The sequence below is a fragment of the Luethyella okanaganae genome (genome assembly GCF_042660285.1).
GTDB classification, from domain to species: domain Bacteria; phylum Actinomycetota; class Actinomycetes; order Actinomycetales; family Microbacteriaceae; genus Luethyella; species Luethyella okanaganae.
Map to the genome: position 1 here is coordinate 475,464 of NZ_JBHSTP010000003.1, position 15,599 is coordinate 491,062.

The window sequence follows — 15,599 nt, forward strand, 5'->3', positions numbered from 1 at the left end:
GCCCTTCGGTGTCAGCGCGGCGAGCCGCGGGTCGGGGTGGGGAACAGGGAGCGGCGACTGCGTTTGCCGAGCAGCGGCGGCACCGCGGCGAAGGCGAGCATGCCACCGCCGGCACCGAGCATCGCCAGCGACGGAAGGATGCCGACGGGGGCGACCGGGATGGATTGCGGGGTCGCGTCCACCAGCACGGGCACGGCATCCGCCTGCACCACGGACGAGTCTCCGCCGGCCGTTCCGCCGCCCGCGGTCGTACCCGTGCCGCTGCCGGTACCGGCGCCCGCTGCCGCTTGATCGTCTCCCGCGGCCTGGGTCGGCGTGTCTTTCGCACCGCCGGTCCCGGCGGTGCACTGGGTGGCGCCCTGCCTATCGCAATCCGCCGGATAGGGGGCCTCGTTGGCGAGCTTGTTCGAGCCGTCCGGTGAGAAGGTGGGGTTGTTGCAGTCGATGGTTCCCTTGATCACCGGGTTGCCGCCGGGGATTCTCTCGATCTGCTTCTGCCCGGCCTGCACCAGGTTGATCGGCAGTGGCGAGTAGCCGAGCGTCTCGGCGTCGTTCTGCCCTTCGCAGAGGAAGTAGGCGCCGAAGTCCGCCAGGGTGAGGCCTTTGTTCTCGGTGAACCCGGACTCCAGCTGCGTCGGCAGGATGATGTAGGAGTAGCTGGACAGCGGATAGGTGCGCGGATCGCCGGAGGTGTAGACGTCGCTGAGGTTCTGGGTGAGGTAGTCGGGTGAGGTGATGTCCTCGTTGATATGCGCCGACAGCAGCGCGACAGCGACGTTCTGCGCGGTCGGCTCGGTGTAGTAGCCGGAGCTGTTGAGCACTTTCGCGACCGGGAACCCCGAGTTGAGGGCGTAGGAGTACTCGACGAAGGTGATCGCGCCGACCGCATGCGACTGTGCTACGTAGCCGGCGACGCCGTTGGATCCGGAGCGGGACACGAAGCCGGAACCCGGCGCCACCGGGTAGTTGCTGGTCACCCCGCAGTGGTCGTTGACGAAGGGACGGCCCACCTTGCCGCAGTAGGCGTCCCACTGCTGCGTGTGTTCCTGGCGCAGCCAGATCGACACTTGCGCTGTCGCTCCGGAGCCGTCAGAGCGCACCACCGGCACGATCGGGATCGCCGGCAGGGCCAGAGCGGGATTGTCGGCCTTGATCGCCGCATCGTCCCAGGTGGTGATGGTGCCGGTGAAGATCTTCGCGATGGTGTCCCCGGACAGGCGCAGGTTCGTCACCCGCCTGCCCCCGATCTCGAGGTTGTACATGAACGCGGTGCCGCCGGCGACGATCGGCATGTAAGCGAACCCTCGGCTCGGGCGGGCGTCCGCCTCCTGGCTGTTTGCGATGCCGTAGGGGATCTCGGAGACGCCGAAATCGGCGGTGCCCTGTGCGAAGTCGTTGCGGCCCTGGGTGGAGCCGGACTCGGAGTAGGTGATCTTCCATTGGTAATTGGCCCAGACATTGCGGATCCAGGCCTGCAGCGCATTGGCCGACCAGGTCGACCCGGACCCGACCAGCGGGGCGTGCACGGTGCCCACCGCCTGCGCGGGAAGGGCACCCGCCGCGCCGAACACGCCTGTGGCGATCAACGCCACCCCGAGCAGGGCCACCGCGACCCGCGTCCGACCCCAATACGCCGGCCGTCGCGTGCTCATCGGACTGCCCCCCGGTCGCCGCTAGCAGGCAGGGGCAGGCTCGCTCCAGGGGTGGCGATGCGCGCGCGCTGCCCCGCAAAGCGAGCGGTGTCCCGCCGGGAGGCCACTCGGGCGCGGGCCTGACCGCGCCGGGTCAGCACGCCGGCGCCTTTGCCGCCGATGACCCTGGCCATCAGGAACAGCACGAACACCAGCACCATCAGCACCGCCGCGGCGCCGAAGCCGCGGGCGATCTGCGTCGCCTCCGGCGACTTCACCAACGTGAAGGTCGCGAACGGCAGCGACACCATCGGCCCGGAGAACGGGTTGAGGTTGTAGAAGGTCGTGTACCCGGCCGTGAGCAGCACCGGCGAGGTCTCGCCGATGCCTCGGGCGGTACCGAGGATGATCGCCGTCATCAGCCCCGACTTGCTCGTGGGCAGCACCACATGCCAGATGGTGCGCCACTGGCTGGTGCCCAACGCCAGCGACGCCTCCTTCAGGGTGCCGGGCACCAGGCGCAGCACGACGTCGGCGGAGCGGATGATGATGGGGAGGATCATGATTGTGATGGCCAGGCTGGCGGCGAACCCCGACTTGTCCAGCCCGAACATCAGCACGTAGGTGGCGTAGATGAACAGCCCGCAGATGATCGAGGGCAGCGCGGTCATCGCCTCGACGACCGTCCGCACGGTGCGGGCGAAGGCGTTCGGGAACTCGGCCAGGAACACCGCGCACAGCAGCCCGAGCGGGATCGCGATCGCCAGGGCGAAGGAGATCATGATCAGCGTGCCGATCGCCGCATGTGCCATGCCGCCGATGGTCAGCGGGTCCAGCGGCCCTGCCAGCGACAGATCCTGAACCCAGAAGTTCCAGTGCAGGAAGGCCTCGGAGCCGCGAGAGAGGGTGAACACGACCACCACCGCCAGTGCCAGCAGCAGCACGGCCGCCAGAGAGTGCACCAGCACCGTCACCACCCGGTCCGCGATCGTCACCCGGTTGTCATCGAAGCTGATCAGCACGACGAAGAAGCCCAGAAACAGCGTGTAGGCGACCAGAACGAAAGGCAGCACCCCTTGGAAGGAGACGATCTGGGTGAAAAGCCAGGCGGCCGAGGCGACTCCGGCGACGAGGGCACCGACGATCCGCAGGATGTCGTCGCGGCGGATCCGGGCCAGGTTGCGTCGCGTCTCCGGTCGTGTGGGGTGCAGATGCCCGTCGCGGCCGGGGATGTGCGTGCGTGAGACCCGGCCAGAGGTCTGAACCCGCGGGTGGGTACGCCCCTCCCCTGGGGCAAGAATCTGGATCGTCGTCGTCATGGGATGCGCTCTCTCAGCTCGCCGCGCCGGAGCGGGAACGTTGGATGATGATGCCCGCACCGAAGTTCACGAGCATCGTGATGGCGAACAGCACGAGACCGGCCGCCATCAGCGCGGACAGCTCGAAGGGGCTCGCCTCCCCGTACCTCAGGGCGACCAGCGAGGAGATCGAGTTCGTGCCGGTCTGAAGGATGTGCGGCTGGATCACGAACACCGGGGAGATCACCAGATAGACCGCGATCGTTTCCCCCAGCGCCCGCCCGAGGCCGAGCATCGTGCCGCCGATCATGCCGCCGAGGCCGAAGGGGTAGACGACCGAGCGGATCATTCCCCACCGCGTCGAGCCGAGCGCCAGCGCTCCCTCGCGTTCGCCGATGGGTGCCTGGGAGAAGACCTCCCGCATGATCGAGGCCGCGATCGGGGCGACCATCATGGCCACCACCAGACCCGCCAGGAAAGCACTCGCGGTGAACACCGTCGGGGTGGCCAGCGGGTCGTTGGGGTTGAAGTTCGGGACCGCGAAGATCGGAATCCAGCCGAAGTAGGTGGAGATCCACTGGGCGACCGGGAGGATCGAGCCTTCCAGCCAGAACATCCCCCACAGCCCGTAGACCACCGAGGGGATCGCCGCCATGAGGTCGACGATGCCGATCAGCAGCCGTTTGAGGCCGTCCGGGGCGTAGTCCGAGATGTAGGTGGCGGTGCCGACCGCAAGCGGGATGGCCACGCAGATAGCCACCAGGGCGATGACGACCGTGCCGAACAGCACGGCCGCGATGCCGAACCGGCCGGAGTTGGGCTCCCAGTCCTGCTCGGTCAGGAACGACGGGCCAGCGGCACTGATGGCCTCCGCACCGCGGACGGCGAGGAAGAGACCGACCAGGGTCATGATCGCCAGGACCACCACGCCGCCGCCGTGGGTGGTCACCCGGAACAGATTGTCGGCTGTCCCGCGTGCCGAGCTCAGCATACGCGGCACGTCCCCGCCCGCTGCCGCTCCGGCACGGCCGGACCGTCGTCGCGGCGGACCGCCTCCGCCCCTGGGAGCCTCAGCAGACGCCGGGGTCGCGGCTGCGGCATCGTCCAGGTCGAGCTGATCGAGCTCGCCGCCCAGGACCCTGCCCATATGAACCCCCGTCGATTGTCACCTTCGCCGACGCGACCGTCGGTCGCCGTCCCTGTGTGGCAGATGTGGTGTGCTGCGGTATCGAAGCCAGTAGTTGCAGGCCATGATGGGATCACCGTGACCGCGACAAGGCCCATCTTGCAACAGGCTCACGCACTTCGCAAACCAAAACGTCGGTGAATCATCCAGGGGCGATGAACGATGAACCACCGGAACTTGAACGTTAGGTGAACCCGAGAGGGATGGCGGATGACGGGTGATTGAGGGCCGTCGAGATCAGCCCCGGAATCAGGGCGCTGCGCGCTGCCTGTCGAATCGCCGGCGTCGGCTCGGCCGTCAAGCCTCAACCATGGGTTGAGGGAAGTTTGCGTGCCCCGGCGTGTCGACCCCTCGGGACAGCGCGGCCGGGAGCAGCCGGGGGCTCAGCCGGTTGCGCTGCGCAGGCCCGGGCCGAGCACCGTCCAGAGCCGGTCGAGCCGCGTCGGCGCATCGCTGGGCTGACTCATCGGCGCCGACGAGACGCAGACCCCGTACACGCACTCGACGACCGTGGCGGCAACCTCGCGGATCGCGATCGAATCGGGCACCTCGCCGTCGGCGATCCCTTGCTGCAGCCCGAGGATGACGAAATCGTGCCAGAGCATGAATGCGGAGTTGGCGGAGTTCTCGCCGGGCGCGTCGAGCTCGTCGGTGATCCGCAGCACCGCGCGGGCCCGCACGTCGTCGTCCAGGCGCACGGCTACCGCCCGAAAGAAGGCCTCCAGCGCGGGCAGGCCGCGCAGTCCCGTTTCGACCACGTCGAGGATCAGGGCGGGCCAGCGCTCGGCTTCTTGCGCCACCAGCGCCTCGGCCATCTCCTGCTTATTGGTGAAGTGGTGGTAGAGCCCACCCTTGGTCATCTGGGTGCGGTCGAGCACATCCTGGATTCGCGTTCCGCCCAAGCCGTGCAGCCAGAACTCCTCCGCGGCGGCATCCAGCAGCAGTTCTCGGGTCCGCTCCGCCTGCTCTCGTCGGATCATCGGCCTGTCTCCACCCGATCAGGCTATGCCATTCGACCTCGATGAGTGGGTCCGTTTGGCCTGGGTGGTCTTGGGTGGTGTGGGGCTTGGCATCCGCCAGACGGTCCCTCATCGCCTCGGTCCCTGACGCCCAACGGACCCACTCGTCCAGGACGTTCGGTAGGCACCGATCGCGCCACCGGTGTTTCCCGGTCGTTTGGTTTCTGGGCGTAGTATGCGCAAGTCCTCACCGGTTCGCACCGTGCGGTTCCGTGGCGGTCACATTATGAACGAGCGAACATCACCGATGCCGATGCCGATGCCGATGGCGTCACCGAGTGACGGGTCCGGAGCCGGGCTCGGAATGCCGGTGTCTTCTTCCGCCGATGCTACGACGCCACTGTCGCGGCGGCTTCTGGCGGACGGGCTCTGGGCGCTTGGGCTCGCCATCGTTTCCGTCGCCTACTTCCTCGTCACGATCGCTGTCGGCACGAGCTTCTTCGGCTCCAGTATCGGGCCTGCCGTCACGGCGGCCACTGTGTGGGGCACTGTGGCGATCTTCGCCCTGCAGGCGGTCCCGATTCTCTGGCGTTCCCGCTTTCCGGTGCTGTCCTTCATCCTGGTGTATGCCTGCTTCATCGCCGCTATCGCCGTGTCCGTCGACCGCAATCTGACGGTGACGATAACCCTGCTGTTCGCTGTCTTCAGCCTCACCTCGCTCACCGGCTGGAGAACCTGGACTCCGGTTCTCGGCCTCGCTGTGGCGCTCGACCTGATCATTCATCTCGTACTGGCCGCTGTCGCATCGGGCGGCCTCTCCGCCTTGATCGTCCTCGCGATCGTCTCCCGGGTCATCCCCACTTATGTCGCGCCTGTGCTGGCCGGCCTTCTCTATGGCTCTCAGCGTCGTCGCGCGACGCTCGCGTCCGACTACAGTGTTGCTCTGCGCCAGGCGCGTGACAGCCAGCTTGCCGTCGCCGTCGCCTCCGAGCGCAACCGTATGGCCCGTGAGCTGCACGATGTGTCAGCGCACCACATTTCCGGCATCATCCTGCAGACCAAGGCGGCGATCCGCGTGCGCGAATCCGATCCGGCCACCACCGTCGAGCTGCTCGAGTCGATCCGGGTCGAGGGCGAGCTGACCCTGCAGAGCATGCGCGAAGTGATCGGCGTGCTGCGCGAAGACGACGACGAGGCCACCGTGGCCGGGCCCACCCTGAGCCGCCTGCCCGACCTCATGGCCTCCGTTCGTACCCTCCACCCCTCTATCGACCTCTCCGTGTCGGGCGACATCGACGACCTGTCCCCGACCACCTCGCTGGCCTGTTTCCGGATCATCCAGGAGTCGCTGACCAACGCCCGCAAACACGCCCCGGGCTCCCAGGTGGCGATCCGCCTCCGTCGCACGAGCCGCGAACTCATGGTCGAGGTCTCCAATACCCCGGTTGAGAGCGTGCCCAGACAACCGGAGGGCCGAACGGGCTACGGGGTTCTCGGTATGCGGGAGAGGGCCACCATGCTCGGCGGCACCCTCCGGTCTGACCGCACCCCCGATGGCGGCTGGAAAACTCACGCGATCATTCCTCTCGAACGGTGGGCATTGGCATGATCCGAGTGCTCATCGTCGACGACCAGCTCGTGGTGCGCCGCGGCCTGCGTGTGCTGCTGGACGACTTTCCCGATATCCAGGTGGTGGGGGAGGCGGTTTCGGGCCCGGGAGCGATTGAGGCCGTCGCCGAGTTGCGCCCCGACGTGGTGCTGATGGATATTCGGATGCCGGAGGGCGACGGCATCGCGGCCACGCGCGCTCTCGCCAGCGGCCAGGATCCGGTGCCGGTGGTCGTCATCACCACCTTTGACCTGGACGAGTACATCTTCGCCAGCCTGGAGGCCGGAGCGGTCGGGTTCCTCCTGAAGAACGCTGAGCCGGAGGACCTGGCGGCCGCCGTTCGATCCGCGGCCCGCGGCGACGGTCTGGTCTCACCGTCCGTCACCCGGCGGGTGATCGCCGAGTTCGCCCGGCGGCGGCAGATCGCCGTACCGGAGGGTCCCGACATTCGGCTCCTCACCCCGCGCGAATTGGACATCGTCCGTGCCCTCGGTCAGGGCCAGACGAACGCGCAGATCGCCGGACACCTCCACCTCGAACCGGGCACTGTGAAGGCGCATCTGTCGAGGATCATGGCAAAGCTCGACCTTCAGGGACGTGTGCAACTGGTGATCTGGGCTTTTCGCAACGGCCTGTCCAGTTGAATTCGCGCGACCGCCGAGCCGAACGGCATAACGCGAATACTGACTTTCGGCAGGCGCGCGGGTCGGCCTGGATTTCCCAGAATGAGAGCGCGACTTCACCGGTCGGGGAGTGCCGCGCGCATCATGCGCCGGCCGGACGGCATGGTGTCCTCTCGAAAGGCCTGCCCGGTGGATCCCACTTATCTGCGCTTCACAGCCGCCGATCCGGTCTTCTACGACATACCCACCCTGCACCGAACCGCCCGGCGCACGGTCCGCTACCACCCCGCAGATGGTCAGGCGTGGGCCGGTTGGGAGCACCACGACGACGGGTTCTGGTCTTTCTGGCGGCCAGCCGACCGGCAACTGCCCGATCAGGGCTGGAAGATCCATGTCACGACGACACCCGCCGATGCGGCTCGCGTCCTGCGGCTGGTCTCCGCCTACTGTCACGATCATTCGCTGCCGTTCAAGCACCTCCCCGGCCTCGATGAGCTGCGGGCGGCCAACGCGAAAGACGCGGACCGCGCGGCCTCCGGCAAGTTCATCACCATCTACCCGGGCGACGTCGCCGAATTGCAGAGCGCCCTGAACGGCCTCGACGCACTGATCGGGGGTACCCCCGGTCCCTACGTGCTCTCCGACCTGCGCTGGAAGGACGGTCCGCTCTTCGTGCGCTACGGCTCTTTTGTGCGCACCATCGCCCGCGACCCCGACGGCCGGCAGATCCTGGCCGTCCGGAACCCGGACGGGGCGCTCGTGGAGGACCGTCGCGGGGCCGGCTTCGCCCCTCCGCCCTGGGTCGAGCTTCCCGGCTTCCTCAGCGAACAGCTCGACGCCCTTGGCGCTGGCACCGCGCCAGCGGACTTCGGCTACCAGATCACCAGGGTGCTGCACTACTCCAACGCCGGCGGCGTCTACCAGGCGACCACGCCCACTGGCGACCCGGTCGTGCTGAAGGAGGCGCGCCCCCATGCCGGCCTCACACCGGACGGCCGCGACGCGCGCGACCGCCTGATCGATGAGGAGTCCCGGTTGAGGGCCCTTGCCGGGCCCACCGTGGTTGCCGTGCGCGAATCCTTCGACTTCCACGGGCACCGGTTCCTCGTCCTCGACCACGTCGACGGCGCCAACCTCGGTGCCGAGATCGTGGCCCGGTGCCCGGCCATTCGCGCCACGGCAGCCCCCGCCGACTATCTGGAGTACCGTCAGTGGGCGCTCGGCATCGCCGCCCAGCTCGATGAGGCCTTCGGCCGCATCCACGCCGCGGGGTATGTGCACGGTGACCTGCATCCGAACAACGTGCTCGTTGCCCCCGATGGATCAATCGTGCTTCTCGACTTCGAGATGGCGCGATCCGCCTCCGACGATGCTGCCGCTGTCATCGGAGCCCCCGGTTTCGTCGCCCTCGACGGCCGCGGCGGTCTCGCCGCGGACCGCTACGCCCTGGCCTGCCTGAAGCTGTTCCTCTTCTTTCCCCTCACCCCGTTGCTCGGCCTGGACCCTCTGAAGGCCGATGACCTGCTGGACGCCGCCAGGGACGCCTACGCCCTCGACGAGACCTGGCTCGCGGGTGTGCGGGCCGGGCTGGCCCTGCCGGGTCGCGACAGCCTGGGCTCCCGCAGCCGGCTCGCCCGCGCTGCCGACACCGCCATCAGGAGCTGGTCAGTCGGCAGTGAGGACGCCGTCCTGGCCCTTCAGGTCATGATCGGCCGATCCCTCGGAGCCAGCGCCGACTTCTCCCGAGCCGACCGGGCATGGCCCGGCGATATTCGCCAGTTCGCCGAAAACGGGTACGGTCTTGCGCACGGCGCCGCTGGCGTCATCCACGCCCTCGACGCGTGCAGCCTTGATATCGACCCCCAAGCATTCGACTGGCTCGCCGACGCCACCGGTTTCGCCGACGGCACCTCGGAGGCCCAACAGCTCGGCCTCTACGACGGGCTCGCCGGCGTCGCCTGGCTGCACCGGCAGCACAGTCGCGACAGACAGGCGGACGAACTCCTGAACCGGCTGCGTGCCATAGACCCGTCCCGGCTCGGCTCAGACCTCTATGGGGGGATGCCCGGCCTCGGGCTGTACCTGCTGGCCGAGGCCGAGCGCGACCCGGCGCTCGAAACCGACGCCGTTCAGATCGCCACCATCTTGCGCGCCCGTCACGATGCTCGGCCGCGGCTGGACCCCGGCGATGCTGCCCCGACCGTGCGAACCGGGCGAGGTGGTCTCATGTGGGGCCCCTCCGGAACCGCGCTGTTCGCCCTGCGCCTCTACGAGCGCACGGGGGACCGCGCCCACCTGCGGCTGGCTGTGGACGCCCTCGACCGTGACCTCGCCTCCTGTGCCGTTGCCGGCGATGGGTCTCTCCAGGTCAACGAGGGCTGGCGCCTGATGCCCTATCTCGCGACCGGATCCGCCGGAATCGGCTTGGTCATCGCCGGGCTCCTGCCGCATCTCGGCGACCCGCACCGCTATCTCGCCGCCCTCGACGGAATCCGGGCTGCCGCAAGCACCCCCTTCGTCATCGAGCCGGGCCTGTTCCACGGCCGCGCCGGCCTCATCCACTTTCTCGCCTACCTTGCTCGCACCGGTCTTGGCACCGCCGCATCCGATGCCGCGCTGCTCGCGCACGTCGAGGCTCTCAAGATTCACGCGGTGCGGCACCGCACCGGCATCGCCTTCCCCGGTCAGGGGTTGCTGCGCTTATCCTGCGATTTCGCCACCGGCTCCGCCGGGGTGCTCACGGCCCTGCAAGCTCACGGCCTGCTCGCCCACGACGAGAGCCGGGACGGCTGGGACACCCTCCTCCCGCTGCTCCTGCCGGCCCCGGCAAGCCGTCTCGTCCTCACGAACCCCCGCCCGCCGCACGAGGAGAGGGGGTGATTTGACCGTGGGGTACCTACTCAGCCTCCAAGTGCTCGATGAGAACCCGGACAGCCAGCGAAACAACCAGCTGGCCAGCGCGATTAGTTTGACCGTCTGCATCAGCACCACCTCGCAAGCTATCTGCTGACCTGCCAGCGGGGTGCCTGGCGGGCATTTCCCACCCTGCCTGGCACCCACGCCGGGTGCCTCAACGTTCTCAAGGGCATGGGCGGCGGCGAGGTCGTCGGCGCGACATACCGCCCGATTCTCGAAACCACCGCGACCCCGCGACCGGCGGCACGCCGACAGCGACACCGGCCTCTGTCGGCAGCAAACCTGTCGCGATCTCCGACCATCGTGTATGCCCAGTGTGACCCGGCGAACGCATCGGCGCACGCCCAGTCACCTTCCTCATCCAATCCGATGGCCTTCCCACAGCATCCTCCCCACCGCGGGTGTTGCTTCCACCGTTTGAGTCCACTTTGCATCCACCGATTGAATCCGGTCTCCACGGCACGCCAGCGGGTCCAGATCGCGGGCGTCACACTCGATGGCGGCCCAGCATGGGTGGAGTCCACGGCGCAGAAGATCGACTCGGCCGCCTCGCTCCTTCTCGGCCTGGCCTTCACCGCCCAGCTCGCCGCTGCCACCCTCGGCATCACTCAGTTCCCGGGCTGGGACTCCCGGCAGAAGCTTTGCGTCACGGTGTTCGCCGGGAGAACTGTCCGAGCGTCGAACGGGGGACGAGACCGTCCTCGCCGAACGCGATGTGGGCGAATCGGCGACCGATCTCGGCGTAGAGTTCGGTGTCGGGATGGAGGGAGTCCGGCAGCGGGTGGCGCAGGAGATCGGCCGGCCCGTACAGCGCGAGTCCGTTGAGGTAGGCGATGTTCTCGCCAGCGTTGACCCGCATGGTGACGACGTGCTCGACGTGTCTGCGGGAGTTGGCGAGAGTGAGCGCTCCCTTGGCGATGTCGGCGGGGTCTCCGTTGGTGTGGCAGCGGACGCCTCCGTCGGCGAGGAACTCCACGTCGCTCGGTCCGGGGATGTCGTCGCTTCCGGGCCACAGGATGGAGGAGGCGAGCACGATCGGGGTATCGGGATGTCCCTGCCGGACGCGGTCCAGGAAACCGTGGAGTGCCGGGACGAAGGTGCGCTGATCCATCGACCGGGCACCTACGATATTGACCCCTACCTTGACCGAAATGACGTCAGCGGGGGTGGCCGCGATCGAATCCGCGACAAACGGGTCCAGCATGCACTGGCCCCCGAAGCCGAGGTTGATGACGTCGAGGCCGGCGATCGCGGCGGAGACGACCGGCCACACGCTCGTCGGCAGCTCCGGCTCGACACAGTGGCTGATCGAGCTGCCGTGATGGATCCAGACCGGCAGACCAGTCTCAGCGGCTGCGATTACTGGGGCGTCGCCGTCGACGTCGAGCAGGTCGATGATCATGCCTTGCGGGAGAAACACCGTGACTGTCTTCTCTCCCAAGGGCAGCGAACCGAACTCGACAAGTGACGAGTCGCTGCTCGCTGTGGTCGTGGCTTCCTCTCCCGTGATCGAGACGTGCAGCACGCGGTCCACGGGCGCTTCAGCGGTTGCGACCGTGACACCGTCGATCTGGGCGAGGAACCGGTTGCGCGATCCCGGCATGTCCCCGGTCTGGATGCGTGTGCACCGAACGCGGAGAGCTACCCTCGCACCCGTCGTTTCCAGTCGGAGACGCACGCCGCTGGCGGCCGACGCGACGGCGCGCAAGTTCTCACCGGCGGGCGGAAAGTGAGACCAGTGATGCACGGGGATTCGAACGGGGCGCACTCCGCCCGGTACGGACACCAGTCCGAGATGGCCCTCGAGACGGACACTGCCGCTTGGCAGGGATACGACCTCCCCGCATCCTGCGGCCGTCATTCGCCCACCATCCGTGCCGCTTGGCTGATGAAATCCACGGTGTGGGAAATCACCAGGTCACGTTGCGGAACCTGTGTCCAGCCGTGGTCGGCGCCGTCTACGACGATCAGTTCGGCGCGGTGACCATAGATCTGCAGGTAGCGCTCGGCGTAGGACAATGGAATGAAGTCCGCGGTTCCGTGAAGGAGGCGGACCGGCCCGGCGTAGGCGGCTGCGCGGCCGTAGACGTCGAACGATACTGCGTCCTCGCGCATCGCCGGACCCATCCGCATGCCGAGGAAGTCGAAGTATCCCTCGGAATCCAAGGTTCCTAAAGATTTTCCCTGGAGGGTGCCGCCGCGGATCTCGTCCGCGAACATCGCCGCAGTCGACCACATCGTCACCGAGCGGAGCGGCAGTGCGGACTCCGCCGCGACGATGGAAGCGATGACCGATCCCAGACTCATGCCGACCAGATGCAGATTGCCTGCATCGATGGCGTCGAGGTCAGCGATGGCCGCCAGGACCTGGTGTGCCTGACGGACATCCAGAGAGACGGAAGTGTCGAAGAACTCTCCGTCGCTCTCGCCGTGGCCGGCGCGATCGTAGGCAATCACTCCGATGCCATTCGCTGCGAGTTGACGTGCAAGGGTGACGAACAACCGGGTTGTTTCCACTCGCGAGTTCCCGAAGCCGTGGAAGAGCACCGCGGTCGGGCTCGGATTGCTAAGCGACGGCACATAGTGAGTGCCACGTAGGCAAAGTCCATCGACGGCGGTCTGAAATGGTTGGATCGCGGTCATGGCTGCTCCCTTCGGGACGGAGGTCAGGTTGTGGTTCTAGGCTTTGATAGCGGTTGGAAAGCCGGGTTCCTCTTGCAGCGCGACAAGCTCCGATTCATGGTCGAACTCGTTGCGAGTGTTTCGGTGGAAGCTGAGCCAACCGATGAAGAACCCGGTCGCCGCGAGGAGTGACACGCCGATGTACAGCGCGCTTGGATTGAGCAGGACGAGCGTCGGCGTGACGATGTTCAGTCCGGCGGTTGCGAACCGGGAGACGGCGTAGACGGTGCCCTGCGCCGTTGCCCGCAGCATCGTCGGGAACGATTCCTGGGTCCAGACCTTCATGATCGTCTCGCCGCAGAAGGCGCTGAAGAACACTGTGGCTACCGTGGAGATGATGAGCGTTGGAAGGCTGAACCCGAAGACTATGGGAACCAGGTTCGCGACGACGACTCCAATTGAACCTGCCACGTAGTAGGACACCCGGAGCTTTGTGTCCACGGCGGCCATGAACCAGATCGCACCGACGACTGCGGCAGGCATGGCAAGAGTGGTCCACGAGTTGTACTCCGCGATGGAGGCACCTGTGACATTGACCGCGACGAAGGTGCCGAAGCTTCCTGCAACGCTGGCGGCCATCGCGGTAAGCGTGTAGTAGCCGATCAGGGTGAAGAACGGACGGCGGTACGGGGCGCGCCCGAAGTCGCGCAGACGGCCACGGTCGGCTCGGACACTGTGGATCCCGGCGCGGCGCTCATCGCGTGCGGTGAGCCAGGACGCGGACTCGGGAATCGTCAGTCGCAGCAGGAGTACGCCGAGGGCCACCGCTCCGAATGTACCGAAGATGACCAGTCCGCCCGTGGGGCCGGCAGCGCCGAAGTTGATGGCCAGCAGCACGGCCAGAAGGATGCCGAAACCGCCCAGCAGGTTCGAGAAGACGAGGATCTTGCCGCGATTGCGGTCCTTTGCCGCCTCGGAGATCGTCGCCAGCGCGACCGGGAGATCGGCCCCCACGCCGATGCCGATGAGGGAGACGCCGATGAGGAGGGTTGGAACAGCCACGCCAAGGAGAGGAACCGCGGCGCCGATCGCGGTGAGGGCCATGGTTGCGATGAACACCGTGCGGCGGCCCCAGCGGTCGCCCAATCTGCCGCCCAACAGCGAGCCGATCGCCACGCCCGCGGTCAGCACGCCCGTGAGCAGGCCGACCTCGGTTGGGGAGAGGCCAGGCATGTCGGGCTTGAACGCCTGGAACAGCACCAGCGCGATCGGAATCCCGGTCGTGATGCCGGTGTCCACGAATGTGGCCAGGCCGCAGACGACACCGACCCACCACGCATTGGGGGTGGGTCTGCCTGTACGGGGCTCAGACATGCGATTACTCCTTCGTAGTCGGGTTGCCGACCGCAGCGCGCCAAGAACGGACCAGAGGCTTGCGGGGGCGTCAGATCATGATGCTATACCGATATAGCAAGCGTCAAGATCAATATTTATAAAAATCAAAAGTTTCTTTGAGCCTCTTCGGAGGGGGGTTCATCGGGTTGCAGGTGGCGTGGAGATGGAGTGGCCGAGCGTCAGCGGCATGGGTACGCGGTGAATACGCGGCACGGTGGTGCCGCTGAGCAACAGCTGGGCCGCGAGCCGGCCAAGCGCTTCGTGCGGCAGCGTCACGGAAGTCAGCGTGGGCAACACGGCCGTTGTCAGGGGGCTGCCGTCGAACGAGATCACCGACATGTCGTCGGGTACTCGCAACCCTGCCGCTTGGAGCGCCTGGTAGGCGCCCACTCCAACCGCGTCGTTGACGCAGATGAGGGCGGACGGGGTGGCGCCCGATGCGAGGAGTTTCGCAACGCTGCTTCGCCCGTTGGCCACATCCCAGTCATCGTCGATCATGGCTCTGCCTGCGAGCTTGGTGCCGGCGGCGGAGAGCGCCGTATCGATCCCCTGAAGCCTCTCGGCGAGAGCGAGCGGACTCCAGTTGTGCCAGGCGGCGCCCCCCGTGGCCCCTGGAGGGAAGACCCCGACGAACCAAATGTGATCGTGGTGGCCGGCCGAGAGCAGAGCCGTCGCCGCTGTCGCCCCGGCAGCGACCTCGTCTGGAATGACCGCAGTCGTATCGGAGTCATCCGACACGCAGTTCAACAGAACGAACGGTGCGTTTCGAAGCAGTGCCGGGACGGCAACGGTTCGGGTGAACATCGACCCGTAGATGATTCCGTCAACGTCCCGGTTGATGAGACTCAGCAGCAACCTCGACTCGAGGGACGACTCTCCCTGAGTGTCCACCGTGTAGAGCAGCGCATCAGCGTCGTGAAGCGATTCAAGTACGCCGCGTACCATCGAGTTCGCGAACGACGTCGTGCCGATGAAGTCGGACACGAGCGCGACGGTACCCGAACTGCCGGTGCGCAACGTCTTGGCGGTCGTGTTAGGGCTGTATCCGAGTTCCTCGGCCGCACGGCGGACGCGGTTGGAGGTATCAGCTGAAAGCCGCTGATCAGTTCGACCGTTGAGTACGAAGGAGACAGCGGACCGTGAGACGCCTGCGCGTTTGGCCACCTCAGTCAGGGTCACGCGACCGTTGCCGCGCTGGCCTTGGCTGCGTCCGTCCATCCGCTCTCCTTGTCCCATCCCAGCATAGGCTGCGTTCGGCGGCGCAGAGACGTCAGTTGACGTTCACGGCGTGGGTATTCGCGGCGGCCGCCATGGTCAACGGCGTCGTCCTGAGCCCCCACGATTGTCGTGCCGCTCCAGG

11 protein-coding genes are annotated in these 15,599 nt (G+C 67.1%); 3 read left to right on the top strand and 8 right to left on the bottom strand.

The annotated features are described in order from the left end of the window. Nucleotides 1-11: 11 nt before the first annotated feature. The 4 genes from ACFQB0_RS13695 to ACFQB0_RS13710 form a co-directional block, all read right to left on the bottom strand. On the bottom strand, nucleotides 12-1,652 hold the full coding sequence (locus ACFQB0_RS13695; protein WP_386732688.1) for a phosphate ABC transporter substrate-binding protein PstS: 1,641 nt from the start codon (nucleotides 1,650-1,652) through the stop codon (nucleotides 12-14). Further along, nucleotides 1,649-2,950: a phosphate ABC transporter permease PstA gene (gene pstA / locus ACFQB0_RS13700; protein WP_386732691.1), complete on the bottom strand. Its 1,302-nt coding sequence runs from the start codon at nucleotides 2,948-2,950 to the stop codon at nucleotides 1,649-1,651. The genes ACFQB0_RS13695 and pstA overlap by 4 nt, the downstream gene beginning before the upstream one ends. A 13-nt stretch (nucleotides 2,951-2,963) precedes the next feature. After that, nucleotides 2,964-4,076: a phosphate ABC transporter permease subunit PstC gene (pstC, locus tag ACFQB0_RS13705; RefSeq protein ID WP_386732693.1), complete on the bottom strand. Its 1,113-nt coding sequence runs from the start codon at nucleotides 4,074-4,076 to the stop codon at nucleotides 2,964-2,966. Between the two features lie 422 nt (nucleotides 4,077-4,498). Beyond that, the gene (locus ACFQB0_RS13710) at nucleotides 4,499-5,095 is read right to left on the bottom strand and encodes a TetR family transcriptional regulator (RefSeq protein ID WP_386732696.1); all 597 of its coding nucleotides are present in this window, start codon (nucleotides 5,093-5,095) and stop codon (nucleotides 4,499-4,501) included. Nucleotides 5,096-5,444: 349 nt separating this feature from the next. Here ACFQB0_RS13710 and ACFQB0_RS13715 point away from each other — a divergent pair, with 349 nt between their 5' ends. The 3 genes from ACFQB0_RS13715 to lanKC all read left to right on the top strand — a co-directional run bounded on the left by ACFQB0_RS13715 (nucleotide 5,445) and on the right by lanKC (nucleotide 10,186). Then, the gene (locus tag ACFQB0_RS13715) at nucleotides 5,445-6,683 is read left to right on the top strand and encodes a sensor histidine kinase (RefSeq protein ID WP_386732697.1); all 1,239 of its coding nucleotides are present in this window, start codon (nucleotides 5,445-5,447) and stop codon (nucleotides 6,681-6,683) included. Continuing rightward, on the top strand, nucleotides 6,680-7,327 hold the full coding sequence (locus tag ACFQB0_RS13720) for a response regulator (RefSeq protein ID WP_386732827.1): 648 nt from the start codon (nucleotides 6,680-6,682) through the stop codon (nucleotides 7,325-7,327). Before ACFQB0_RS13715 ends, ACFQB0_RS13720 begins: the two co-directional genes overlap by 4 nt. 168 nt (nucleotides 7,328-7,495) lie before the next feature. Continuing rightward, the gene (gene lanKC / locus ACFQB0_RS13725) at nucleotides 7,496-10,186 is read left to right on the top strand and encodes a class III lanthionine synthetase LanKC (RefSeq protein WP_386732700.1); all 2,691 of its coding nucleotides are present in this window, start codon (nucleotides 7,496-7,498) and stop codon (nucleotides 10,184-10,186) included. Between the two features lie 682 nt (nucleotides 10,187-10,868). Here the strand turns inward: lanKC and ACFQB0_RS13730 are convergent. The 4 genes from ACFQB0_RS13730 to ACFQB0_RS13745 form a co-directional block, all read right to left on the bottom strand. Continuing rightward, complete coding sequence (locus tag ACFQB0_RS13730; RefSeq protein WP_386732704.1) at nucleotides 10,869-11,825, bottom strand: SGNH/GDSL hydrolase family protein; 957 nt, start codon at nucleotides 11,823-11,825, stop codon at nucleotides 10,869-10,871. 254 nt (nucleotides 11,826-12,079) lie between these two features. Then, on the bottom strand, nucleotides 12,080-12,865 hold the full coding sequence (locus tag ACFQB0_RS13735) for an alpha/beta hydrolase (protein ID WP_386732706.1): 786 nt from the start codon (nucleotides 12,863-12,865) through the stop codon (nucleotides 12,080-12,082). Between the two features lie 36 nt (nucleotides 12,866-12,901). Then, complete coding sequence (locus ACFQB0_RS13740) at nucleotides 12,902-14,218, bottom strand: MFS transporter (RefSeq protein ID WP_386732709.1); 1,317 nt, start codon at nucleotides 14,216-14,218, stop codon at nucleotides 12,902-12,904. Nucleotides 14,219-14,377: 159 nt separating this feature from the next. Continuing rightward, nucleotides 14,378-15,457: a LacI family DNA-binding transcriptional regulator gene (locus ACFQB0_RS13745; protein ID WP_386732712.1), complete on the bottom strand. Its 1,080-nt coding sequence runs from the start codon at nucleotides 15,455-15,457 to the stop codon at nucleotides 14,378-14,380. Nucleotides 15,458-15,599: the final 142 nt, after the last annotated feature.